Source organism: Nonomuraea sp. NPDC051191 (assembly GCF_044455665.1).
In the GTDB taxonomy this organism is placed as follows: Bacteria; Actinomycetota; Actinomycetes; order Streptosporangiales; family Streptosporangiaceae; genus Nonomuraea.
In genome coordinates, this window is the sequence record NZ_JBITEZ010000012.1 from 22,760 (window position 1) to 45,565 (window position 22,806).

At 73.1% G+C, this 22,806-nt stretch carries 24 protein-coding genes; 15 read left to right on the plus strand and 9 right to left on the minus strand.

What is annotated here, in order from left to right:
- Window positions 1-594 (plus strand): TetR/AcrR family transcriptional regulator, encoded by a 594-nt coding sequence (locus ACIA8R_RS32005; RefSeq protein ID WP_364091972.1) that lies wholly within the window; start codon window positions 1-3, stop codon window positions 592-594.
- On the opposite strand, the gene ACIA8R_RS32010 is transcribed toward ACIA8R_RS32005, so the two are convergent.
- Window positions 504-1,490, minus strand: coding sequence for an alpha/beta fold hydrolase (locus ACIA8R_RS32010; protein WP_397041749.1), 987 nt, complete (start codon window positions 1,488-1,490; stop codon window positions 504-506). The two genes, ACIA8R_RS32005 and ACIA8R_RS32010, sit on opposite strands and share 91 nt — an antisense overlap.
- Before the next feature lie 54 nt (window positions 1,491-1,544).
- On the opposite strand from ACIA8R_RS32010, the gene ACIA8R_RS32015 reads away from it, so the two are divergent.
- A complete protein-coding gene (locus ACIA8R_RS32015) occupies window positions 1,545-2,081 on the plus strand; it encodes a helix-turn-helix domain-containing protein (protein ID WP_397041750.1) in 537 nt (178 codons plus the stop codon).
- 155 nt (window positions 2,082-2,236) lie between these two features.
- Complete coding sequence (locus ACIA8R_RS32020; RefSeq protein WP_397041751.1) at window positions 2,237-2,524, plus strand: DUF1905 domain-containing protein; 288 nt, start codon at window positions 2,237-2,239, stop codon at window positions 2,522-2,524.
- A 15-nt stretch (window positions 2,525-2,539) separates the two neighbouring features.
- On the opposite strand, the gene ACIA8R_RS32025 is transcribed toward ACIA8R_RS32020, so the two are convergent.
- The 7 genes from ACIA8R_RS32025 to ACIA8R_RS32055 are packed head-to-tail and all read right to left on the minus strand — an operon-like array spanning window position 2,540 to window position 9,172.
- Window positions 2,540-3,571, minus strand: a complete 1,032-nt coding sequence (locus ACIA8R_RS32025; RefSeq protein WP_397041752.1) for an N-acetylglucosamine kinase — start codon at window positions 3,569-3,571, stop codon at window positions 2,540-2,542.
- On the minus strand, window positions 3,571-4,596 hold the full coding sequence (locus tag ACIA8R_RS32030) for a hypothetical protein (RefSeq protein ID WP_397041753.1): 1,026 nt from the start codon (window positions 4,594-4,596) through the stop codon (window positions 3,571-3,573). The genes ACIA8R_RS32025 and ACIA8R_RS32030 overlap by 1 nt, the downstream gene beginning before the upstream one ends.
- Window positions 4,593-5,339, minus strand: coding sequence for a sugar isomerase domain-containing protein (locus ACIA8R_RS32035; protein ID WP_397041754.1), 747 nt, complete (start codon window positions 5,337-5,339; stop codon window positions 4,593-4,595). Before ACIA8R_RS32035 ends, ACIA8R_RS32030 begins: the two co-directional genes overlap by 4 nt.
- A gap of 11 nt (window positions 5,340-5,350) precedes the next feature.
- Complete coding sequence (locus ACIA8R_RS32040; RefSeq protein WP_364091938.1) at window positions 5,351-6,154, minus strand: carbohydrate ABC transporter permease; 804 nt, start codon at window positions 6,152-6,154, stop codon at window positions 5,351-5,353.
- Window positions 6,155-6,188: 34 nt separating this feature from the next.
- Entirely contained in the window at window positions 6,189-7,073 is an 885-nt protein-coding gene (locus ACIA8R_RS32045) for a sugar ABC transporter permease (RefSeq protein ID WP_357699599.1), read from the minus strand.
- Window positions 7,064-8,299, minus strand: a complete 1,236-nt coding sequence (locus ACIA8R_RS32050; protein ID WP_357699597.1) for an extracellular solute-binding protein — start codon at window positions 8,297-8,299, stop codon at window positions 7,064-7,066. Before ACIA8R_RS32050 ends, ACIA8R_RS32045 begins: the two co-directional genes overlap by 10 nt.
- Window positions 8,300-8,308: 9 nt before the next feature.
- A complete protein-coding gene (locus ACIA8R_RS32055; protein ID WP_364091935.1) occupies window positions 8,309-9,172 on the minus strand; it encodes a MurR/RpiR family transcriptional regulator in 864 nt (287 codons plus the stop codon).
- A 112-nt stretch (window positions 9,173-9,284) separates the two neighbouring features.
- On the opposite strand from ACIA8R_RS32055, the gene ACIA8R_RS32060 reads away from it, so the two are divergent.
- The 5 genes from ACIA8R_RS32060 to ACIA8R_RS32080 all read left to right on the plus strand — a co-directional run bounded on the left by ACIA8R_RS32060 (window position 9,285) and on the right by ACIA8R_RS32080 (window position 14,474).
- Window positions 9,285-10,925 carry a bifunctional metallophosphatase/5'-nucleotidase gene (locus ACIA8R_RS32060; protein WP_397041755.1) on the plus strand — a complete coding sequence of 547 codons (1,641 nt, stop codon included), beginning with the start codon at window positions 9,285-9,287 and terminating at the stop codon, window positions 10,923-10,925.
- A 205-nt stretch (window positions 10,926-11,130) separates the two neighbouring features.
- Window positions 11,131-11,283, plus strand: a complete 153-nt coding sequence (locus ACIA8R_RS32065) for a hypothetical protein (RefSeq protein WP_397041756.1) — start codon at window positions 11,131-11,133, stop codon at window positions 11,281-11,283.
- A 268-nt stretch (window positions 11,284-11,551) separates the two neighbouring features.
- Entirely contained in the window at window positions 11,552-12,736 is a 1,185-nt protein-coding gene (locus tag ACIA8R_RS32070) for a hypothetical protein (RefSeq protein ID WP_397041757.1), read from the plus strand.
- Window positions 12,733-13,872 carry a sensor histidine kinase gene (locus ACIA8R_RS32075; protein ID WP_397041758.1) on the plus strand — a complete coding sequence of 380 codons (1,140 nt, stop codon included), beginning with the start codon at window positions 12,733-12,735 and terminating at the stop codon, window positions 13,870-13,872. Before ACIA8R_RS32070 ends, ACIA8R_RS32075 begins: the two co-directional genes overlap by 4 nt.
- On the plus strand, window positions 13,869-14,474 hold the full coding sequence (locus tag ACIA8R_RS32080) for a response regulator transcription factor (RefSeq protein WP_364091925.1): 606 nt from the start codon (window positions 13,869-13,871) through the stop codon (window positions 14,472-14,474). Before ACIA8R_RS32075 ends, ACIA8R_RS32080 begins: the two co-directional genes overlap by 4 nt.
- 23 nt (window positions 14,475-14,497) lie before the next feature.
- On the opposite strand, the gene ACIA8R_RS32085 is transcribed toward ACIA8R_RS32080, so the two are convergent.
- The gene (locus tag ACIA8R_RS32085; RefSeq protein WP_397041759.1) at window positions 14,498-15,601 is read right to left on the minus strand and encodes an FAD-dependent monooxygenase; all 1,104 of its coding nucleotides are present in this window, start codon (window positions 15,599-15,601) and stop codon (window positions 14,498-14,500) included.
- A 99-nt stretch (window positions 15,602-15,700) separates the two neighbouring features.
- Between ACIA8R_RS32085 and ACIA8R_RS32090 the strand changes: the two genes are divergently transcribed.
- The 7 genes from ACIA8R_RS32090 to ACIA8R_RS32120 all read left to right on the plus strand — a co-directional run bounded on the left by ACIA8R_RS32090 (window position 15,701) and on the right by ACIA8R_RS32120 (window position 22,550).
- On the plus strand, window positions 15,701-16,297 hold the full coding sequence (locus tag ACIA8R_RS32090; protein ID WP_397041760.1) for a TetR/AcrR family transcriptional regulator: 597 nt from the start codon (window positions 15,701-15,703) through the stop codon (window positions 16,295-16,297).
- Window positions 16,298-16,363: 66 nt separating this feature from the next.
- Window positions 16,364-16,954, plus strand: coding sequence for a TetR/AcrR family transcriptional regulator (locus tag ACIA8R_RS32095; protein WP_357699579.1), 591 nt, complete (start codon window positions 16,364-16,366; stop codon window positions 16,952-16,954).
- Window positions 16,951-17,706, plus strand: coding sequence for an ABC transporter ATP-binding protein (locus tag ACIA8R_RS32100; protein ID WP_397041761.1), 756 nt, complete (start codon window positions 16,951-16,953; stop codon window positions 17,704-17,706). The genes ACIA8R_RS32095 and ACIA8R_RS32100 overlap by 4 nt, the downstream gene beginning before the upstream one ends.
- Window positions 17,691-19,427, plus strand: coding sequence for a hypothetical protein (locus ACIA8R_RS32105; RefSeq protein ID WP_397041762.1), 1,737 nt, complete (start codon window positions 17,691-17,693; stop codon window positions 19,425-19,427). The genes ACIA8R_RS32100 and ACIA8R_RS32105 overlap by 16 nt, the downstream gene beginning before the upstream one ends.
- Before the next feature lie 59 nt (window positions 19,428-19,486).
- Window positions 19,487-20,020, plus strand: a complete 534-nt coding sequence (locus tag ACIA8R_RS32110; RefSeq protein ID WP_357699573.1) for a PadR family transcriptional regulator — start codon at window positions 19,487-19,489, stop codon at window positions 20,018-20,020.
- Complete coding sequence (locus ACIA8R_RS32115; RefSeq protein ID WP_357699571.1) at window positions 20,017-20,754, plus strand: ABC transporter ATP-binding protein; 738 nt, start codon at window positions 20,017-20,019, stop codon at window positions 20,752-20,754. The genes ACIA8R_RS32110 and ACIA8R_RS32115 overlap by 4 nt, the downstream gene beginning before the upstream one ends.
- Window positions 20,755-20,759: 5 nt before the next feature.
- On the plus strand, window positions 20,760-22,550 hold the full coding sequence (locus ACIA8R_RS32120) for an FtsX-like permease family protein (RefSeq protein WP_397041763.1): 1,791 nt from the start codon (window positions 20,760-20,762) through the stop codon (window positions 22,548-22,550).
- The last annotated feature ends 256 nt before the right edge of the window (window positions 22,551-22,806 follow it).

A 22,806-nucleotide genomic window follows, 5' to 3' on the forward strand; every position in this document is an offset into this window, starting at 1 on the left:
ATGACCGGCGTGAAGAAGCCCGATCCCGCGCGCCGCAGCGAGCGCTCCCGGCAGGCGATCCTCCAGGCCGCCAGGGAGCTGGTGTCCGAGGTGGGATACGCCAAGGTCTCCGTCGAGGCGATCGCCGCGCGGGCCGGCGTCGGCAAGCAGACGATCTACCGGTGGTGGCGTTCCAAGGGGGCCGTGGTCTTCGACTCCTTCCTCGCGCTGAGCGAGGGCGACCAGGGTGTGGTGCTGCCCGACACGGGCGACATCGAGGCCGACCTGAAGGCCGTCATGCGGGCCACCGTGGCGGAGTTCGCCGACCCAGGCTTCGAGGCGCCGATCAGGGCGCTCAACCTGGAGATCGTGGGCGACCCCGAGCTGGCCGCCCAATACCGGGAGAAACTGGCCGGCCCGGTCGACGAGGCCAAGAAGGCCCGCCTGCGCAGCGCCCAGCGGGCGGGCCAGATCGCCGCCGACGCCGACCTCGACCTGGCGCTCGAACTGCTCTACGCCCCCCTCTACCAGCGCTGGCTGCTGCGCTCCGGCCCGCTCACCCCGCAGTACGCCGACGCGCTGGTCGACCTGGCGCTCAAGGCGCTGCGGCCCTGAGCCTCACAGGGCCGCAGCAGGTCGGCCAGGGCTTGGAGCACGGCGTCCCGCCGTTCCTCGTGCAGCCAGCCGTGCCCGGCGTCGTCCAGCACGCGGTGCTCGCCGCGCGGGAAGGAGGCCGCCAGTTCGGCGTGCAGGGCGAGTTTGCCGGCGTTGATCTCGCGCAGCACGTCCTCGGGCCAGAGCTGGGACTGGGTGGCGTCCGCCCCCATGGCCGACAGCACGATCACCGGCACGTCGGGGTCCGGCGGCGCGGTCCTGAACTCCTCGGAGACCTGGTCGTAGAGGTTGCGGCCCTCCAGCCAGCCGGTACGCCAGGCGGAGATGTGATGGTCGACCAGGGCCTCGCGCACGCCGTCCGGCCAGGCGGCCAACAGCCGGGTGACGGCCGGTCGCGCGGCGTCGAGCTGCTCCGGCGTCGGCTCCGGGAGCGCCTGGTCCTTCATCTGGTCGAGCATCTCGCGCGCCTGCCGCGGCGCGCGGGCGGCCATGTCCTCGTGGAAGGGGTCGAGCAGCAGCAGCGCCGCGACGTCGCCGGGGAAGCGGCGGGCGTGGTGGCGCGCGTAGGCGCCGCCCATGGAGTGACCGGCCAGCACGTACGGGCCGGGCACGCCCGCCGCCGTCAGCGTCTCGCGCAGTTCGTCGGTGACCTCGGCCGCGGTGCGGGGCAGCTCGACCGGCTCGCTCCAGCCGGTGCCCGCCCGGTCGTAGAGCACGCTGGTCGTCAGCTCGGCGACGCGGTCGTGCACGTTGAGGTAGTCCAGGCCGACGGCTCCGGCTCCGGGCAGGAACACCACGGGTGGCCCGCCGGCGCCCGAGCGGTGCACCATGATCCGGCGGCCGGCGACGTCGTACAGGCGGCCCAGTGGCGGGGTGTCCAAGGCGTGGTTGGTCATGGTCTCTTCCTTTCTCAGGTTTGAGAAAGGTAGCAGGTGTGAGATCGTACGTCCATGGACACGGTGGACCTGCTTCTGCACCCCGTACGGCTGCGCATCGTGCACGCCATGTCGGGCGGCCGCACGCTGACCACCTCCGACCTGTGCGACCTGCTGCCCGACGTGTCCAAGGCCACCGTCTACCGGCACGTCGGCCTGCTGGCCGAGAGCGGGCTGCTCGACGTGGAGGGCGAGCAGCGCGTACGCGGGGCCGTCGAGCGCCGGTATCGGCTGCACCCGGCGCGGGCGGCCGTCGACGCCGAGACCGCCGCCGCGGCCTCCCCGGACGACCACCGCCGCGCCTTCGCCGTGGCCATGGCGACGCTGCTGGCCGAGTTCAACGCCTACCTCGACCGCGACCAGGCCGATCCGGCCGCCGACCTGGTCGGCTACCGCCAGCACGCGATCTGGCTCAGCCCCGACGAGCGCGCGGCCCTGATCGCCGACCTGCGCGCGGCGCTCGTGCCCAGGATCGGCAACCCGCCCGCGCCCGAGCGCACCCGCCACCTGGTCAGCCCGATCCTGTTCCCGGCCGAGGAGCCGCCCGGCTGAGACCGGCCCGATCCTGTTCCCGGCCGAGGAGCCGCCCGGCTGAGACCGGCCCGACCAAGGGCCCGGCCGAGGAGCCGCCCGGCTGAGGCCGGTCCGGCCGGAAGCCCGGCCGCGCGGGGCTGCCGGGGCCGGAGGGGCGCTTCTATGCTGGGCCGATGCAGGTGGAATTCAGCGGCGAGGTGTGGTTCTGGAGAGGGCCCGCGCCCTGGCACTTCGTCACCGTCCCCGACGAGGAATGCCAGGACCTGGCGATGACGGCCGGCTCGGTGAGCTACGGCTGGGGCATGATCCCCGTCACCGCCCAGATCCGCGCGACGCGGTGGCGCACGTCGCTGTTCCCCAAGGACGGCCGCTACCTCGTGCCGGTCAAGGCGGGCGTGCGCACGGCCGAAGGGCTCGCCGTGGGGGACGTGGTGAGCGTCCGCCTGACCGTCGAGCCCTGAGAGCGTCCTGTCAGGTCATCGTCCGCCGGAGGCGATGAAACGTTCGTGGACGGCCCGCTCGCCCAGCCGGTCGAGGGCGGCCAGCCAGCACGCCCCGGCCGTGCCGTCGCGGGCGGTCGTCACCTGCCGCCCGGCCAGCCGGGCCAGGACGGCGGCGCGGACCGGGCCGTCCGTGGTCAGGACGCCGCCCGCCAGCACCAGCGGCCCGTCGCCGGGCAGCCGGGCAGCCGTGGCGGTCAGCCGCCGGGCGGCCTCGGCGACGATGCCGGCCGCGTCCTCGTCCCCGGCGGAGGCCGCCCGCGACACCAGCGGCGCGGCGGCGGCCACGAGCATCCGGTCGGCCTGCGCCAGCCGGACGATGCGGTCGGCCCGCCGCCGCGGCTCACCCGCCACGCCGAAGTGCGCGCTCACCAGCTCCACCAGCGGCCCGAACACCGGGCTCGGGCCCAGCCCGCGATCCTGCGGGCTGTCACGGAGCCTGGCCCGGACGCTGTCTCGGACGCTGTCGCGGGTGCAGTCACGGACGCTGTCGCGGGCGCGTTCCTGAGAGCGGTCCAGGGTGCGGACGGCCGCGCGCACCCCCGCCCGGCCGATCCAGAAGCCGCCGCCCTCGTCGCCGAGCAGCCAGCCGAGCCCGTCGGCCACCGCCGTCACCGCCCGGCCGGAGAAGCGGGCCGCCGCGGCCCCCGTCCCGGCCAGCAGCAGCGTGCCGGACGGCGCTGCGGTCCCGGCCGCGTAGGCGACCTCGACGTCGCCCACCATGCGCGGCGGCGTGGCGAGGCCGCACTCGGCCCAGGTCCGGGCCAGCGTCGCGGCGAAGGCGTCGTCCCCGCCCGCGACGCCGGCCACCGAGGCGGCCACCGACCGCGGGTCCAGGCCGTCGAGCGCGCGCCGCAGGGCCTGGCCGACCGCCACGCGGGCCGCCGTGGGCCCGTGCGCGGCGGGGTTGCCGGGGCCGGCGGTGCCGTGCCCCAGCCTGGTGCCGTCCGCCGCGTGAACGGCGGCGCGGGTCGTGGTGCCGCCCGCGTCCACGCCGGCGAAGAGCATCACCGGACCAGCCGCGCCGCGCCGGGCGCGAGCGTGAAGGTGGCGCCGCACGCCTGGTAGAAGCCGCTCGCCGGGTCGAACGCCTGCGTGATCCCGTCGAGCGTGACCTCCGTCGGCCCGTCGAAGCGGGCGTTGCAGACGAACCGCCGCCCCTCGCCGTAGTGGCCCACCAGGACGTCGCCGGCGTGCTCGACCGACGTCCACCCGGTCAGCTCGGCCGCCACCGGGCGCAACCAGCGGGTGTTGAGGTCGCGCACGATGCCGTAACGCTCGGTCGGCACGCCGTCCCCGCCGATGAGCCCCGGCCGGAAGCCCTCGCCGCGCGCCGGGTCGGGCGTCCAATAGGTGAAGTACTGGATGCCGGTGTACCCGTAGGCCAGGGCGGTGTTGACCTGCCAGGCCAGCTCGGCGGCCGACGGCTCGCGGTGGCCGTCGTAGGCCAGCGTCTGCACGTGCATCCAGGCGGGCAGCCCGGCCCTGCGGGCGTGCTCCCGTACGGTGGCCAGGTCGGCGAGGTAGCCCTCGTCGAACCCGTCGGCCAGGAACGGGTAACGGTCGAAGGAGAGCACGTCCGGGCGGACCAGCCGGGCGAAGTCCCCCACGTACGCGTCGTAGGGGCCGGTGGCGTGCCCCGGCAGCAGGTTGACGTAGGCGAACGCGCCGGCCGCCCGCACGGCGGCGACCCCGGCCGCCACCCGCGGGAACTGCTCGGCCACCGGCTCGTCCATGAGCCCGACGCCGCGGAAGGAGCGGAACGGGCGGTACTCCTCGACGACCCGGGCGATCAGCGGCGCCGGGTCGACGTCCAGGTCGCGCATGAGGACGTCCACGCGCGGGTCCGAGGCGACCAGCACGCCCAGCCCGGCCTCCTCGGCAAGGGCCAGGGCGTGCTGCAGGATGACCCGGTCGCCGAGGTAGTTGCCGGTGATGACCAGGTCGAACCCGGCCTCGGCGATCTCCCGGTAGCGGGCGGCCGTCGTCTCGTGCGGCGGGGGCGGCCAGAAGGCGGCGATCGTCAGGGTCACAGCGCGCCCGTCCTGATCCGACCGGCGTAGTGGGCCACGAGGGCGTCGTTGTGCGCGTCCGAGCCGGGGATGTTGGCCGACAGGTAGACCGGCGGGACCAGGCCGTCCGCCTGGAGCTCGCCGATCGCCTCGGCCACCATGAGCTGCACGATCAGCGCCGAGGTGATCGAGGAGATGCCGCAGACCGGGCCGTGCTCGGTCGGCAGGACGGCGTCGCCGTACGGGGCCAGGTTGTCGATCACGATGTCGGCCAGCTCGAACAGCCGCTCCCCCGACGGATGGCGCGAGGTGATCGCGGTCGAATGGGCCAGCGAGGTGATCGCGATCAGCGGCAGCCCGCGCTCCTTGACCAGCCGGGCCATCTCCACGGTCGAGCCGTTGCCGCCGGAGTTGGACGCGATCACGAACGCGTCGGCGTCCTCCACCGTGTGCAGGGCCAGGACCTGGCGCGCGGTCAGCGGGTCGCGCTCGGCCAGCGGGTCGAACTCGCCGGGATCGGCCGAGCCCAGCACCACCGGGTCGCGCAGGGTGAGCCGGTTGGTCGGGATCAGCCCGCCCGCGCGTCCGGCCACCTCCAGCGCCACTGCCTCCGAGTGCCCGGTGCCGTAGGCGTGCAGGACGCCCCCGGCGCGCACGGTCGCGGCGATCAGCGTGCCCGCGCGCCTGATGGCGGGCAACTGCTCGGCCGTCAGGCGGTCCAATCGGGAGCGCGCCTCGTCGGCGAAGGCCATCACAAGATCCATCAAAACTGTCCTCAACGGTTCATGCCGGCGGTCAGCCCGGCGACGATCTGGCGCGTGGCCAGGATGAAGAGCACGACCAGGGGGATCGTCGTCATCACCAGGCCGGCGAAGAGCGTGCCCCAGTCGTTCTGGAACTGGCCGAAGAAGTGGGTGAGGCCGACCGGCAGGGTCAGCTTGCTCTCGTCCCGCATCAGGACCAGGGGGTAGAAGAAGTCATTCCAGATCGGCACGAACTGGAAGACCACCACGGTCGCCAGCGCGGGCCGTACCAGCGGCAGCATCACGTGCCAGAAGGTGGCGAACGGCCCCGCGCCGTCCAGGGCGGCGGCCTCGTCCAGCTCGTGCGGGAGCTGGCGGAAGAACGCGGTCAGCACGAAGACGTTGAACGGCACCGACCCGGCCGCGTAGACCAGCACCAGCCCGGCCAGCGAGTCCACCAGGCCCATGCTCTCCAGCAGGTAGAACAGCGGGAGCACGCCCAGGTGGGCGGGCAGCGTCATGCCGGAGACGAAGTAGGCGGCGAACAGCCCGCGCCCCCGGAACTCCCGGCGCCCCAGCGGGTAGGCCGCCAGCAACGAGACCACGGCCCCCAGCAGCACCGAGCAGACCACGACGATCGCCGAGTTCACCACGTACGTGGAGAAGGAGGCGTCCGTCCACGCCTTGGCGTAGTTGCCGAGCCCGCTGGGCCAGCCGAGCGGCTGGTCGAAGATCTCGCTGGTCGGCCGGAGCGAGCTGAGCAGCATGACGAGCAGCGGCGACATGGAGAAGACGGCGTAGCCCCACAGCAGGACCCGGATCGCCAGAGCCCTCATGATGTCCTCCTCGGGACCCGTCCGGGCGGGGTCCTCATCGATTCCTCCTCAGGACCCGTTCGAGCAGGAGCGTCGAGCCGAAGATGAAGGTGAACATGAAGACCGCCAGTGCCGAGGAGGTCCCCAGCGCGTTGACGTCGCCCGAGGCGAAGGCGGTCCGGTAGAACAGCAGGCCGAGCACGTCGGTCGCGCCCGCCGGGGCGCCGTTGGAGCCGCCGAGGGCGTAGACCAGGGCGAAGGTGCCCATACTGCCGATGAAGCTCAGGATGGTGACGGTGGCCATGGCGGGCCTGAGCAGCGGCAGCGTGACGCGCCAGAACACCTGCCAGGAGCCGGCGCCGTCGGTTCTGGCGGCCTCGGCGTACTCCTGCGGGATGCCGCCGAGCGCGGCGCTGAACAGCAGCATCGGGAAGCCCACCCACTGCCAGGTGGTGATCAGGATGACGGTCGGCAGCGCGGTGCCGGGGTCGCCCAGCCACGGCATCGCCAGGCCCATCGGCTTGAGCAGCGCGTTGACCGGGCCGAAGGCGGGGCTGAGCAGCAGGGTCCACAGGTAGCCGATGACCAGCGGGTTGACCAGGTACGGCAGCGCGAACATGGTCTGCAGGGCCCGCTTGCCGCGCCGTACGCGGAACAGCGCCAGCGCGAAGGCCAGGCCCAGCGTGTTCTGCACCACCATGCTGCCGGCGAAGAGCAGGACGTTGTGCCCCAGAGCCGGCAGGAGCTGGTCCAGGAAGGCGCCTGACAGCAGGTTCGCGTAGTTGCCCAGCCCGACCGGCTGGTCGCGCAATGTGCCCTTCCAGGAGAAAAAGCTGTAGGTCAGCCCGGTGAACAGCGGATAGACCACGAAGGCCGAGTAGAGGAGGAAGGCGGGGATCAGGAAGACGTACGACGATCCCCGCCGCGTGGCTAGAGCCATGTGGACACGCTCTTGTCGAGTTGCTCGGCGGCCTCCTTGGCGCTGATGCGGCCCAGCAGCATCTCCTGCAGCGCCTTGGAGAACACGGTGGCCGAGGTCGGGTTGCCGTAGGCGAACTCGTTCATGAAGTAGGTGCCGCCGTGCTGGGCGAAGGTGGTGGAGACCTCGCCGAGCAGGGGGTCCTTGGGGGTGACGCCGGGCACTGCGGAGAAGATGCGCAGGGTGTCGGTGAAGAGCTGTCCGTAGTCCTTGGAGGCCAGCCAGGCGGCGAACTTCAGCGCCTCGGCCTTGTGCCTGGTCTTGACGTTGATGCCGTACGAGCCGTCGGTGAAGCCGGGCATGACGCCCTCGCCGTCGGGCACGGGTGGCGTGAAGACGCCCAGGTCGACGCCCTTGGCGTTCTCGCCGAAGAAGTTCAGCTCCCACAGGCCGCCGGGGAACATGGCGGCCTTGCCGGAGGAGAACAGGATCTGCGCGTCGGTGTAGGAGACGCCGGCCATGTCGTCGGGGAAGTACGGCTTGAGCTTGTTGAGCTGGTCGATGCCCTCGACGAAGCGCGGGTCGGCGAACTTCTTGCGCTTGGCCTTGACGTCGGCGAGGAACGTGTCGCCGCCCCAGTGGGCGGTGCCGAAGATGGCGGCCACGACCGGCAGCATCCAGTCGTCCTTGCCGCCGAAGGCGAACGGCACGATGCCCTTGGCCTTGAGCTTGTCGGCGGCCGAGATCATCTCGGCGTACGTCTTCGGCGGAGTGAGGCCGTTGTCCGCGAAGATCTTCTTGTTGTAGATCACCTGGAGGGTCTGGACGGCGAACGGCACGCCGTACACCTTGCCGTCCTTGTCGCCCTTGGCGTAGCGCAGGACCTTCTCGTCGTAGGCGGCCAGGCCGGGCACGTCCTTGGTGTCGAGCGGCAGCAGCCGGCCGGCCTCGACCAGCGGTTGCAGGTTGGCGCCCGCGCGCAGCCAGGCCAGGTCGGGGCCGCTGTCGCCGGCCAGGCCGGTGGACAGGATGGTGTCGTACTCGGTGGCCGTGGTGAAGGAGCGGGCGTCGACGTCGATGCCGGGGTTCAGCTTCTCGTACTCGGCGAACATCTTGTCGTAGTTGGCCTCGGGGCCCCAGCCCCAGACCGAGAGGGTGATCTTGCCGGGGTCGGCACTCGTCGTGGCCGAAGGGGCACAGGCGGTGACCGCCATCGCCAAGGCGACAGCGGCGGCGGCAAGGCGCATGGGTGGCTCCTAGCGTGGGGGCAGGCGGTGCTTGCTGACCGCGTGGGTGGCGGCGGTGAGCAACTGGTTGCTGGTCTCGTGGGTGCGCTGGACGACGCCGATGTAGAGGCAGTCCAGGACGAGCATCTGGGTGTGGCGGGCGGCCACCCCACCGGCCCGGAAGGGGGTGTCCTGCGCGGCGGTGGTCAGCACGATGTCGGCCGCCTCGGCCAGCGGGCTGCGGGGGAAGTTGGTGAGCGCGATGGTGGTGGCGCCGCGTTCCCTGGCGATGGCCAGCGGTTCGACGACTTCGGCCGTGGTGCCCGAGTGCGAGATGCCGAGCGCCACGTCCTCGCGGTCGCGGGCGTTGGCGCTGCAGACGGCGCTGTGCACGTCGGTCCACAGCGCGCCGGGCCGGCCGATGGCGTGCAGTCGCAGGTGCAGGTCCATGGCCACGCCCGCGCTGCCGGCGACCGCGAAGAAGTCGATGAACCGGGCTCGCACCAGGGCGTCCACCGCGCGGTCCACGGCCGCCAGGTCGAGCTGGGCCGCCGTCTCCTCCATCGCGCGCATGTCGCTGGACAGGAGGCTGCGCAGCACCAGGCTCGCCGGGTCGTCCGGGGAGAAGGCGATCAGGCCCTGCTCGCGCGGGGTGGCGTCGTTGCGGCCCAGTTCGGCGGCGAGGGCCAGCCTGAGCTCGGGGTAGCCGGCCAGGCCGAGCTGCCGGCAGAAGCGGGTGACGGTGGTGAGCGAGGTTCCGCACCGCTCCGCCAGCTCACCGATGGTCGAGGCGGCCACGGTGGCGGGCTCGGCGAGGATCGTCTCGGCGATGCGCCGGTGGGTGGCCGTGAGGGTGGGCTCGATCCCTCGGATTCTGGCCAGGATCGGTGACATGGGAGGAACCCTCCCGCTTCCCGCAAGCTATGTCAATAGTTCACATTCGACATCCAATGTTAGAAAATTTCCCTCTTGTGTGACTGGTTGGGACTATGTCACTTTCATGGCCATGCGCAACCTCCTCCTGGCGCTGGTGCTCGGGAGCACCAGCCTGCTGCCCGCCCGCGCCGACGCCGTGGACATCCAGTTACTGGCCTTCAACGACTTCCATTCCGGCTTCCCGACCAGCTTCGCCATGACGCCGTCCGGGCCGGTCGAGGCGGGCGGGGCCGAGTACCTGGCCGCCCACATGGACCGCCTCCAGCGCGACAACCCCAACGGCACGCTGCGGCTCTCGGCCGGCGACAACTACTCCTCCAGCACCATGAACGCCACCGCCCTGCACGACGAACCGGGCATGCAGGCCCTCAACCTGATGCGCCTGGACGCCTCCGCCGTCGGCAACCACGAGTTCGACGAGGGCATCGACGAGTTCCGCCGGATGGAGAACGGCGGCTGCCACCCGATCGACGGGTGCGCGCTGCCGAACTTCAAGGGCGCCGAGTTCCCCTACCTGGGCGCCAACATCGTCGACACCACCACCGGCAAGCCCGCCCTGACGCCGTACATCGTCAAGGAGGTCAAGGGCGTCAAGGTCGGCATCATCGGCGTCGACTTCAAGAACGCGCTGAACGAGGCCCCCGGCCCCACCAAGCCGCTGGAGGGCCGCGACGAGGCCGAGGCGGTCAACACCTACACGGCCGAGCTCAAGGCCAAGGGCGTGCGGACGATCGTGGTCCTGATCCACCAGGGCGGCGGGCAGACCGGCGGCGGCCTGCCCAACGAGTGCAACAACCTGGCCGGGCCGATCAAGGACATCGTGCAGAAGTTCGACCCCGAGGTCGACGCCGTGATCTCCGGGCACACGCACAACCCGTACAACTGCCTGATCAACGGCATTCCGGTGACGCAGACGTCCGCCCACACGCGCGAGCTCACCAAGATCGTCCTGACCGTCGACCGGGCCACCGGCAACCCGACCTCCAGCAAGGCCGAGAACGTCACCGTCACCCACGACGTCAAGCCCGACGCCCGGATCGCCGCCCTGCGCCGCAAGACCGACGAGCAGGCGCAGAAGCTGCTGGACCGGCCGGTCGGCCTGCTCGCCCGCGACCTCACCGCCCAGCGCAACGCCGCCGGCGAGTCCACCGTCGGCCACGCCCTGGCCGACGCCCGCCTGTTCGCCACCTCCGCGGCCGAGAACGGCGGCGCCCAGATCGCCGTCCAGCCGCCCTACGGCGGCGGCATCGGCGGCGACCTGATCGTCAACCCCACCGGCAACGAGATGTCGAACCTGGTGACGCACGGCAAGGCCCTGCGCGTGCAGCCGTTCGGCAACATGCTCGTCACCATGACGCTCACCGGCGCCCAGCTCGAACGGCTGCTGGAGCAGCAGTGGTGCGGTCAGGGCACCGCCCGCGTGCTCGGCGTCTCACAGGGCCTCACCTACACCTACGACAACGCCAGGCCCGCCTGCGACAAGATCGACCCGGCCACCGTCAAGCTCAACGGGACCGTCGTCGACCCGGCCGCGAAGTACCGCCTGACCGCCAACTCCTTCATCGCCTCCGGCGGCGACGGTTTCTCGGTGCTGACCGAGGGCACCGAGCGGGTGGAGAAGGTGCGCGACATCGAGGCGTTCGAGTCCTACATCCGGGCCAAGAGCCCGCTGCCCGCTCCCGCCCTGAACCGGGTCACCCGCGTGAACTAGCCGCCTCGGCCCGCCCGGCACAGCTTGTCCCACAGGCGGGCGATGCCGTCGGGGTCCTCGGCGAACAGCAGGGCGACCTCCGTCATCGGCCGCTGCCGGCCAGGTCGTCGTACGACACATGCGCTTGGGTGGAAGGGATGTAACGGGTCGGAACGCCCATGGTCTGAGGCGCCGACGACGGCGCCCCGGACCATGAGGAGGTCACATGCAGCTCTCCATCCCGAGGAGGCTCGGCAGACGATCACGTTCCGTCCTGGTGGCGGCCGTGGCGGTCGCCGCGCTCGTCGTCGCCGCGGGCTGCGCCTTCGGCCTGGCCCTGACCGGCGGCGGCGAGGCGTACGGCTGGGGCCGGGGCTGACGTTCATCGCCGCCGGCGGCGACCACGGCCTGGCCATCCGCAGGACGGGCTGAACCGGCGGAATTCACGGGCCAGGCGATGACATTTGCATCTGTTCGCCGCCGGCCTCCGGGTGAAGGCTGATGCCTTCGACACCCCCCGGAGGAAGGCGGCGGCCTCGCCCGGCGAGCCGGCCGACCTTCACGAGCCGATCGGAGCCCGACCATGGCCAGACCCGTCGTGTCCGCGACCACGCGCGTCGACGGCTGAGCCGGGACGGGCTCCCCTCATGGCCCTCCCGCTCACCCCGGTCAGGCCCCGGCTGTCCGGCCGCGCCGCCGTCCGGCCCGGCCGCCTACGCTGGTCAGCCGGGGAACGTCGACGGGCGGTGGGCGAAGTGGCGGGGTTCTGGCGGTCCGACCGGGTCGTCCGGCTTGCGCCGGTCGCCGCGGTCGTGTGCAGCTCCCTGCTGCCGCTGCTGCAGGTGACGTTGTCGTTCGGCTACGAGGGCAACGGCAGCCGCACCGGGCTGTGGAGCCTGGCCGCGACCGCCGCCTACCTCCCCCTGCACCTGCGCCACGTCTGGTACGCCGCCCACGCGCGCCGTCCGCCGGCCGGCCTGTGGACGTTCGCGGCCATGGCCGTCATCGTGCTCGGCGTGACGCCGCTTGCCGGGAACATGTGGCCGCGGGCGTACGCGGGGCTCGCGGTGTCGGCGGTGCTGGTGCTGCCGGGGCCGTGGTCGTACCTGTTCTTCGTGGGCCTGGTGGCGGTGGCCGCGCCGGTGGCGTCGCTGCTGGACCTGCCGTGGCGGGCGGCGGCGTGGCCGGCGTTCTCGGTGTTGTGCGGCGGCGGGGCGCTGCTGCTGCTCGTCTGGCTCGCCGCGGCGCTGACCCGGCTCCAGGCGGCGAGGGAGGAGCTGGCCCAGCAGGCGGTCGCGCAGGAGCGGCGGCGCATCGACGACGACCTGCGCCGTACGCTCGGCGGCGCGCTGGAGTCGATCGCCGCCCGCGGCGAACGCGCGGCGGCGGCCCTGGCCCCCGACCCCCTGAGACCACCGCCCGACTCCCCCACCCCGCCGCGTGAGACGGGCTCGGCTCCTGACACCGGGCCGGCTCGTGACGCAGGGCTGGCCGAGGAGTTGGGGCGGCTCGCCGACGACTCGCGGCGCACGCTGGCCGAGGCCAGGCGGCGGGTGCGCGGCTACCGGCAGCCGTCGCTGCGCGCCGAGCTGGAGACGGCCGCCACGCTGCTGTCGGCCGCGGGCGTGCCGACCCGCCTTGAGCTGCCCGGACAGGGCGTTCCCGAGACGATCCCGCCGCGCCCACGCGCCGCCCTGCGCGCCACGGTGACCCGCCTCCTGCGCGCCGACGGCGTGCGCGCCTGCACGATCGCCGCCACCGTCGAGGGCGGCCGGGTGCTGCTGGAGGTCCGCGCCGACGACGTGACCGAGACGATCGAGGTGCCGGCATGACCCCGCAGATCCCGCCATCCTGGGTGCTGCGGCATCCGCACCGGCCGTTCATCGCGCTGCACCTCCCGCTGGCAGCCCAGGTCCCGGTCTACATCGGCATGGGGCTGGAGGGTCCGCCCGGCGACCCCGTGCTGGCGGGCGTGGGCGTCCTGGCGGCCCTGGCGCTCCAGCTCCGGCACAGCCTGGCGGCCTCCCGCGGCGCGAGCCCGGCGGGCTGGCCCTGGACACTGGCGGCGCTCCTGCTGCTGGCGAACCTGCCCCTGTGGTGGCTGGCCACGCAGTGGGAGGCCGTGGCCGTCTTCGCCCTGGCCTCGATCGTCATGCTGCTGCGCGGCCCGGCGCGGGCGGTGGCCGCCGTCGCGCAGGTCCTGCACCCCGCGGCGCTGGAGGTGACGCAGATGGTGCGGGACGGCTCCACCACCGTGCCGCACGCCCTCCTCCTGGCCGTCTACCCCGTGCTCGCCCTCACCGTGTTCGGCGGGGCGCTGGTCGCCGGCGCCCGCCTGGTCCTGCTGCTGGACGAGCTGGAGGCCACCCGGGCCGAGCTGGCCGCCGCCGCAGTCGGCGAGGAACGCGTCCGGGTCTCGCGCGACCTGCACGACCTGCTCGGCCAGAGCCTGTCGGCGATCTCCCTCAAGGGCGACCTGGCGCTGCGGCTGCTCGTCAAGGACGCCGGCGCGGCCCGTGCCGAGATCGAGAGCCTGACGGGCGTGGCCCGCGACGCCCTCAGGGACGTACGCGCGATCACCCGCGACGAGCTGGCCGTGTCGCTGCGCACCGAGATCGACGGCGCGGCGGCCCTGCTCGGCGCGGCCGGCGTCGACACCCGGCTGGACGTGGCCGCGCTGCCGCCCCTGTCCGGCCCCGCCCACGACGCGCTGGCCTGGGCCATCCGCGAGGGCACCACCAACCTGCTGCGCCACAGCGAGGCCGGCACCTGCGCCATCACCGTGGCCCGCGACGGCGGCGCGGTACGGTTGGAGATCGTCAACGACGGAGTGCGCGGCGTCGCGGGCCCGGGTTCGGGGCTCGCCGGGGTCGCCGAACGCGCCCGCGCGGCGTCCGGCTCGTCGTCCACCGCCGTCCACGACGGCCGTTTCCGGTTGTCGGTCGAGGTTCCCGAGGAAGGCCCGTGATCCGCGTACTGATCGCCGAGGACATGCACATGATCCGATCGGCCCTGGTCGCCCTGCTCTCGCTGGAGGACGACATGGAGGTCGTCGCCGAGATTGAGCGCGGCGACGAGGTGCTGGCCGCCGCCCTCCGGGTGCGCCCGGACGTCGCGGTGCTCGACATCGACATGCCGGGACTGGACGGCCTGTCGGCCGCCGAGCAGCTGTCGGAGCGGCTGCCGGGCTGCCGCACGCTCGTGCTCACCGGCCTCAGCCAGCCGGGCAACCTCCTGCGCGCGCTGAAGGTGCACGTGAGGGGGTTCATCGTCAAGGACGCCCCCGCCCAGACCCTGACCGACGGCATCCGGCGCATCGCCCGCGGCGAACGGGTGATCGACCCCGAGCTGGTCGCCGCCGCGCTGGAGACCGGCAGCAGCCCGCTCACCGCCCGGGAGACCGAGGTGCTGCGCGCCGCCGCGTCCGGCATCCGCACCGCGCAGATCGCCACCCAGCTCTCGTTGTCGCAGGCCACCGTGCGCAACTACCTGTCGAACGCGATCAGCAAGGTCGGCGGGCGCAACCGCATCGACGCCATCCGCATCTCCCGCGACGCCGGCTGGCTCTGAGCCGCCAGGGGTGCCTGCGGGGTTCAGACCGCGTAATCCTTGAGCGGGACCGCGTCGTCGGTCTCGTCCGGCATGGGCTCCTCCGACGAGCCGAAGAACCAGCGGGCCGCGGCCCGGCCGTGCCGCTGGTTGCGCTCGACGTACTCGCGCATCCGGTTCTCGTAGGCGGCCAGGCCGGTGACGTGGTCGGGGGCCTCGGCCAGCTCGCCGGCCAGCACGTACGCGCCGATCAGGGCCTGCGAGGTGCCGCGGCCGGAGGTCGGCGCCGCGCAGTAGGCCGCGTCGCCCAGCAGCGTGACCCGGCCGTTCGTCCAGGTGTCCATCACGACCTGGCCCGAGGAGTCGAAGAAGAACTCCTCCGCCTCCCGCATGGCCGCCAGCAGCCGGGGCACCTCCCAGCCCGCTCCGGCGTAGTGCTCGGCCACGAGCCGTTCCTGCTGGGCGCGGTCGCGCCGGTCGTAGGCGAGGCCCTCGGCGGTGAACGACAGGCCGACGCGCAGCTCGCTGTTGCCGTGGGCGGTGAAGGCGAGGGCGCTGCGGCCGGGCGTGTTGTGCATCAGGCCCGCGTCCCGCAGGCCCAGGATGTTGCCGGTGGTGAACAGCGCGCCGTAGATGCCGAGGTTGCGCACGTAGCGCGACTCGGGGCCGAAGGCGAGCGCGCGCACCTTGGAGTGCAGCCCGTCGGCGCCGACGACCAGGTCGAACGTGCGCGGCGCGGCCTTCTCGAACCGCACCCGGACCTCCGTCGCGTCCTGGTCGAGCGCGGTGATCGTGTCGTCGAACAGGTACTCGGCGAGGCCCCGGGTGGCCTCGTACAGCACGCTCGTGACGTCGGACTTGAGCACCTCCAGTTCGCCGGAGATCGCGGCGGCGGGCAGCACGGCGAGCACGTCGCCGGCCTCGTCGACCATCGTCATGGTGGTCATCGTGGTCGCGTGCCGGCGCATCTCGGCCAGCAGGCCCATGCGCTCCAGCACGTCCAGGGCCGAGCCGCGGAAGTCGATCGCCGCGCCGCCGCCGCGGGGGGCCGGGGCGCGCTCGACGAGGGTGACCTCGTGGCCGTGACGGTGCAGCCAGTAGGCCAGCGCGGGGCCGGCGACGCTGCCGCCGGAGATCAGGATACGCATTGGAATGTCCTCTTTCGTCGGTGAACGCTCCACACCGTACGCAGATTTGGGCGAACGCGCAAGACGATTGTCTAAGGCGCCCGTGCTAGGCTGCCGGCCATGGGAAATCGGGAAGACCTGCTGGCCGGGGCGCGGCGTTGCCTGGAGGAGAAGGGCTGGGGGCGCACGACCGTCCGCGACATCGCCACGGCGTCCGGCGTGAGCATGGCGGCCATCGGCTACCACTTCGGCTCCCGCGAGGCGTTGCTCAACGCGGCCCTGGTCGAGGCCATGGACGAGTGGGGCCACAAGGTCGGCGCCGCACTGTCGGCCCTGGACGGCGCGGGTGACGCCGACGAGCCGTCCGCCGAGCGCTTCGAGACGATGTGGGCGCAACTGATCGGCTCGATCAACGAGCACCGCACGCTGTGGCTGGCCAACCTCGAGGCGCTGGTCCAGGCGGAGTACTCGCCGGAGCTGCGCGAGCAGCTCGTGGCCGGTCAGCGCGAGGGGCGGCGCGGCATGGCCGCGCAGCTCACCGGCCGGCCGGAGGAGGAGCTCGCCGAGGGCGAGGTGCGCGCCGTCGGCTCGGTGCAGCTCGCGCTGCTGCTGGGCGTGATGGCCCAGTGGCTCAACGACCCGCGGGCCGCCCCCTCGGCCGCCGACGTGCTCGAAGGGCTGCGTGCCATCACCACCCGGTTCGGACTGGCCGGGTAGGGCTGCCGTACGGCGTTCCAGGGTTGGACTTTGCCAAGCATTGAATGACCGTTTAATGTTTTGAACATGCCATCAGGAGGACGGACCTTCGTCGAGGAGAACCGGCGGGCGCAGATCATCGACTGCGCCGTCGAGGCTCTGGCGACGCTGGGCTACCAGCAGGCGTCGATGGCGAAGATCGCCAAGCTCGCCGGCATCACGCCGGGTCTGATCGCGTACTACTTCGGCAGCAAGGACGAGCTGATCGAGGCGGTCGTCGCGCACGCCGCCAAGCTCGCGACCGACCTGATGCTGCCGCGCATCCTGGCGCAGACCTCCGCCACCGACGCACTGCGCGTGTACTTCGAGACGAACCTCGAATTCATGCGCCTGCACCGCAAACCCCTGCTGGCGCTCGTGGAGATCGTCGTCCACGACCGTGACGGGCCCTACGCGGGCCAGCAGGGCAGCGCCATCGCCGACATCGAGAAGCTGCTGGCCTGGGGTCAGCAGACCGGTGAGTTCCGGCGGTTCGAGCTGCGGCCGATGGCGATCGCGATCCGCGGCGCCATCGACGCCGTACCGAGCTACCTGCTGAAGGACCCCGACTACGACGTCAGCGCCCTCGCCGCCGAACTGGCCACCATCTTCACCCTCGCCACCAGGAGAACGCCATGACACCGGCGCTGGATATCAGTGGGCTGACCAAGAGATTCGGTGACAAGGTCGCCGTCGACGCGATCGACCTCACCGTCCCCCAGGGTTCCTTCTTCGGACTCGTCGGCCAGAACGGCGCCGGCAAGACCACCACCCTGTCCATGGCCGTCGGCCTGCTGCGTCCCGACGCGGGCGGCGCCCGGATCTTCGGCGAGGACGTCTGGGCGGCTCCGGAGCAGGCCAAGGCCCTGGTCGGCGTGCTGCCCGACGGCATGGCCATGCCCGAACGGCTGACCGGGCGCGAAGTGCTCACCTACCTCGGCCTGCTGCGCGGCCTGCCCAAGGACGAGGTGGCCCGGCGCGCCGACGAGCTGCTGACCGTCCTGGAGCTGGACGGCGCCGAGACGACACTGGTCATCGAGTACTCCACCGGCATGCGCAAGAAGATCGGCCTGGCCACCGCGCTGCTGCACGCCCCCCGGCTGCTCGTGCTGGACGAGCCGTTCGAGGCGGTCGACCCGGTCTCGGCCGCCACGATCAAGCGCATGCTGCGCGGGTTCGTCGCGGGCGGCGGCTCGATCGTGCTGTCCAGCCATGTCATGGCGCTGGTGGAGCAGCTCTGCGACCGGGTCGCGGTGATCGACAAGGGCACGGTGGCGGCGTCCGGCCCCCTGGACGAGGTCCGCGGCGGCCGCTCGCTGGAGGACACCTTCGTCGCCCTCGTCGGCAACGACGACAACGGCGTGAAGGAGCTGTCGTGGCTGTCGCGCTGACCACTCTCACCATGGCCCGGATGAAGGTCGCCATCCTGCGGCACGCCTTCCGGGGCACCCGGGCCCAGACCGCGAGCACGGGCGCCACCCTGGGCTCGCTGCTCGCGGCCGGGACGATCTACCTGGCCTTCACCGACCCCGACCTGCTGGCCGCCGCCTACGCCATCTGGCTGCTGGGCTGGATACTCGGCCCGGTCTTCATGGGCGGCGGCGACGAGACGTTGCGGCCCGAGTACTTCACCATGCTCGGCCTGCCGCCGCGCCGCCTGGCGACCGGGCTGCTGGTGGCGGCCTTCGTCGGCGTCGCGCCGCTGGTCAGCCTGGTCGCGCTGGCCGGCCTGCCGGTCGCGGGCGCGCTGATCGGGCTGCCGAACGCCCTGGTGGCCGTGCCCGCGATGGTGTTGCAACTGGCCGTGTTCGTCCTGCTGTCGAAGCTCGCCGTGGCGGTGGTCGGGCAGGCGCTGCGCACCCGGTCGGGCGCGATCGCCTCGGGCATGCTCAACGGCGCGATCCTGGCGGCGCTCGGGCAGATCTGGATCTTCTTCGTCGCCTTCGGCGAGACCGGCGTGCCCTCCGTCGTCCGGTATCTGCCCTCCGGGTGGGGGCTGCTGGCCGTCCAGGGCGAGTGGTGGGCGCTGGGCGCGCTGGCGCTCCTGACTCTCCTGCTCCTGGGCGCGTGGGCCGTGCTGCTGGGCCGGCGCGCGGGGGCGCGGCAACCCTCCGGGCGGAGCCGGCGCCCGATGACGGCCGCCACCGCCAACGGCGCGATCATCGCCAAGGAGCTGCGCACCTGGTCGCGTGACCTGGTGCGCAGCCACCAGCTCACGTTCGCGCTGTCGTACGCCGTCTGCTTCGCCGCCGTCCCGCTGATCGTCGGCTGGAACGGCATGCTGCCGTACGCCGGCCCGATCTTCGTCGTGATGGCCGCCGCCATGGCCGCCAACCAGTACGGCGCCGACGGCACCGCGCTGTGGCTGACCGTGATGACCCCCGGCGCGAGCGACGTGCGCGGCCGGCAGCTCGCCTGGCTCGCGGCGCAGGCGCCGGTGGGGGTCGTGCTGACCGTCGCGTTCACCTCGATCACCGGCGGTCCCTGGCCGCTGGTCCTGGCGCTGCTGGCGGCCCTGCTGGGCGGCGCGGCCGGGCTGGTGCCGCTGATCTCGGTCTACGGGCTCGTCCCCGGCACCGACCCCCACCGCCGCGCGGGCAACCCGCTGCGCACCAGCGAGGACGACAGCGGCCTGACCGGGCTGGCCTACCTGACGCTCGCCCTGGTGCTCGTCACCGGACTGCCCGCGGCGCTGGTCGCGCTGCGGTACGGCTGGGCGGGCGTGGCCGTCGGCGTCCTGACCGGGGCGCTGTGCGCCTGGGGCTTCGGCCTGCTCGCCGAACGTCGCCTGCGCGCCCAGGGCCCCGAGCTGCTGGACCTGATGCGCACCGGCCGCAGGCAGCGGGCCTCCGTGGCGTCCCGCTTCGACCAGCTGTCCAAGACGCGGCGCACGCTCGTCTGGTGGTGCTTCGGCTTCGGCGCCATCCCGCTGGTCCCGCAGGGCATCGTCGCGGCCTTCTTCGTGTCCGGCGACATGCTGCGTCACTCCTGGTTCCTGGCCACCTACATGCCGTCCGGGCTGCGCTACCCGGTCGCCGCCGGGTTCGTCCTGCTCGGCCTGGCGATGTACGGCCTGGGCCTGTGGATCATCAAGCCGCGACCGGCCACCTAGGCTTTGACACCTCCTACAGCTAACCGCTATCTATTGGCTAACCGTTAGGGGGTGAGGCCGTGCAGGACGCGGTGCTGGCGATGCTCGCCAAGGAGCCGTCGCACGGCTACGCCCTGCGCGACCGCCTGCGGCGCAGCCTCGGCCCGCTGGGCGGGTCGATGAACCCCGGCCAGATCTACGTGACCCTGGCCAGGCTGGAGAAGGCCGGGCTCGTCGTCTGCGAACGGGCCGACGGCCTGCCCGAGCGGCCCGACCGCAAGGTCTACGCGCTGACCCCCGACGGCCAGCGGCGGGTGGCCGCCTGGCTGGCCGAGGTGGGCTGGCCGAAACCGGACCTGGCGGAGTTCCATCTCAAGCTCGCCGCCGCCGCGGCGGCCCGGCTCGCCGACCCGGTCGAGCTGGTGGCGGCCCAGCGCCGTGAGCTGCTGCGCCGCCTGCGCGAGGTCCAGCGGGCGGCGCTGGCCGAGCCGCCCGGATCGCCCGCCGGCCTGCTGCTGGAAGGGGTCGTGCTGCGGTTGCAGGCCGACCTGCGCTGGCTCGACGCCTGCGAACGGTCCTGGTCCGGGCGCGACGACGAATTCGAGGGCGCATGAACGCGATACGGGCCCGCGGCCTGGTGAGAACCCACGGTCAAGGGCAGAGCCGGGTCCGCGCGGTGGACGAGGTCGACCTTGAGGTGCCCCAAGGGCAGACGCTGGCGGTGATGGGCCCCAGCGGCTGCGGGAAGTCGACCCTGCTGCACCTGCTGGGCGGCCTGGAACGGCCCACCGGCGGCGAGGTGTGGCTGGCCGGGCGGCGCATCGACACGCTGAGCGAGCGGGCCCTGGCCCGCCTGCGGCGCCGGTCCGTCGGGTTCGTCTTCCAGGCGTTCCACCTGGTGGAGGAGCTGTCGGCGGCCGAGAACGTCGAGCTGCCCGCGTTGCTGGCCGGCCGCTCGCGCCGCCAGGCCAGGCGGCGCGCGGCCCTGCTGCTGGAACGGGTCGGGCTGGCCGCGCGCGCCCGGCACCTGCCCTCGCAGCTGTCCGGCGGCCAGCGCCAGCGGATCGCCGTCGCCCGCGCGCTGGTCAACGAGCCGCTGGTCGTGCTGGCCGACGAGCCCACCGGCAACCTCGACACCGCCGCCACCCTCGACGTGCTGAGGATCTTCGAGGAGCTGCGTGCCGGCGGCCAGACCCTCGTGATCGTCACGCACGACGAGCGGGTGGCGGCCACCGCCGACCGGCTGGTCTCGATGCGCGACGGCATGTTCGTCGACGACACCCACCTGGCCGCCGCCCACCCGCACGGGCTCGGCGGGCTCGGCGGGCTGATCGGGCTGGAGGGCTGAACGTCATGGGCGCCGTCGTCCTGGTCGCCCGTCTGGTGCTGGCCGACCTGAGCCGGCACCGGGCCCAGGCCCTGATGCTGCTGCTCGCGGTGACCGTGGCCACCGCCACGATGGCCCTGGGCCTGTCCCTGGGCGACGCGAGCCGGTCGATGTACGAGCAGACCCGCGCGGCCACCGCCGGACCGGACGTGGTCGCGCTGTCCGGCGACACGGGTCGCGCGGCGACCTCGGCCCTGGCCGCGCTGGCCGACGACCCCGCCGTGGTCGCCGCCCACGGCCCCTACCGCATCGTCCACGCCGACCTCACCACGCGCGGTTCGACGTCGTCCGGGGTGGTGGTGCACGGCTTCGCCGAGCGGCCCGGCGCGGTCGACCGGCCGCTGGTGACCTCGGGCCGCTGGGTGAGTCCCGGCGGCACCGTCCTGGAACGCGGCTTCGCCACCGCCCTGGGCGTCGGCGTCGGCGACCGCGTCACCATCGCCGGCCGGTCGTACCCGGTCGTCGGGATCGCCGTCACCGCGGCCACCTCGATCTACCCGTGGGCGGCGCAGATCGGCCCCGGCGGCGGCCCCAGCGACTCCGGCGGCCTGGCCTGGATGACCCGGTCGGACGCCCGCACGTTGGCCTCCTCCCGGCGGCTCCCGGTGACCACGGCCATCGACCTCAAGCTGCGCGACCCCGCCGCGACCGAGGCGTTCCGCGAGGCCCACCGCGACCCCGACGTCCGGGTCGACTTCCACTCCTGGCAGTTCACGGCCACGCAGGACACCGTCATCCTCAAGGACAGCCGGCCGATCCTGGTGGTCGGGAGCTGGCTGCTCAGCTTCCTGGCCGTCACCGGCGTGGCGGCGCTGGCCGCGGGGCGCGCCGTCGAGCAGACGCGCCGGGCCGGGCTGCTCAAGGCCGTCGGCGCCGGGCCGGGGCTGATCGCCACCGTCCTGCTCACCGAATACCTGGCGCTGGCGCTGGCCGGCGACGCGCTGGGGCTGGTGATCGCCCGCCTGGCCGCGCCCGGCCTGGCCAGCCCCACGGCCAGCCGGATCGGCGACGCGGCCGAGCTCGGCGGCGCTCCCGTCGTCACCGCGACCGTCCTCGCCGTGGCGGTGGCGGTGCTGTCCACGCTGCGTCCCACGTTGCGAGCCATGCGGACGGCGACCGTCACGGCGCTGTCCGCGACCGCGCGCCCGTCGCGTCATCGGCCCTGGCTCACCGCGCTGTCGGCGCTGCTGCCCACGCCGCTCCTGCTCGGCCTGCGGCTGACCGCCCGCAGGCCCGGCCGGGCTGTGCTCCAGGCGTGCTCCACCGCCACCACGGTGATCGCGGTCGTCGCCCTGCTGACCCTGCACGCCCAGCCCGAGCGGGGCTACGGCCTGGACGGCTCCTCCGTCCTGCCCAACCTGCGCGGCGAGCAGGACCGCCGGCTGATGCTCGCCGTCACCGTCTTGCTGATCGCCCTCGCCGTCGTCAACACCATCACGCTCACCTGGACCACGGCCATGGAGGCCCGCGCCAACCTGGCCGTCGCGCGCACGCTCGGCGCCACCCCCGGGCAGGTCGCCGCGGGGCTGTCCGCCGCCCAACTCCTGCCCAGCCTGCCCGGCGCCGTCGCCGGCATCCCCCTGGGGCTGGGCCTGCTCTCGCTCTTCGCCGCCGGGAACTCGGTGCCGGCCCCCTCCTCCTGGCTGGTCGGCGCCGCGCTCGCCACCCTCCTGGCGACCATGGCGTGCACCGCCCTGCCCGCGCGGCTGGCCGCCCGCCGGCCCGTGGCCCAGGCTCTCAGCGCCGAGACGGCGTGAGGCCACGGGAATCCCGGTGGACGGGTTCCGTGATCTTGGATTAGGGTAGGGCGCATGTCCGGTCCCGAGGCGTCAAGACTCTAGCCACCGATCGTCGGTGGCTTCTCGTGATGTCAAACGGCAGCGCCGTCGCTGAGACCGCGCGCCCTCCCGTCACCGGATCACCTTCGCACGGACCGATTCCTCCCGGGCGTTCCGCCACCGTCGTGGCGTCGAACCCGGGCCTCTCCCCTTCGCGGTAGCGCCCGCGCCCTGC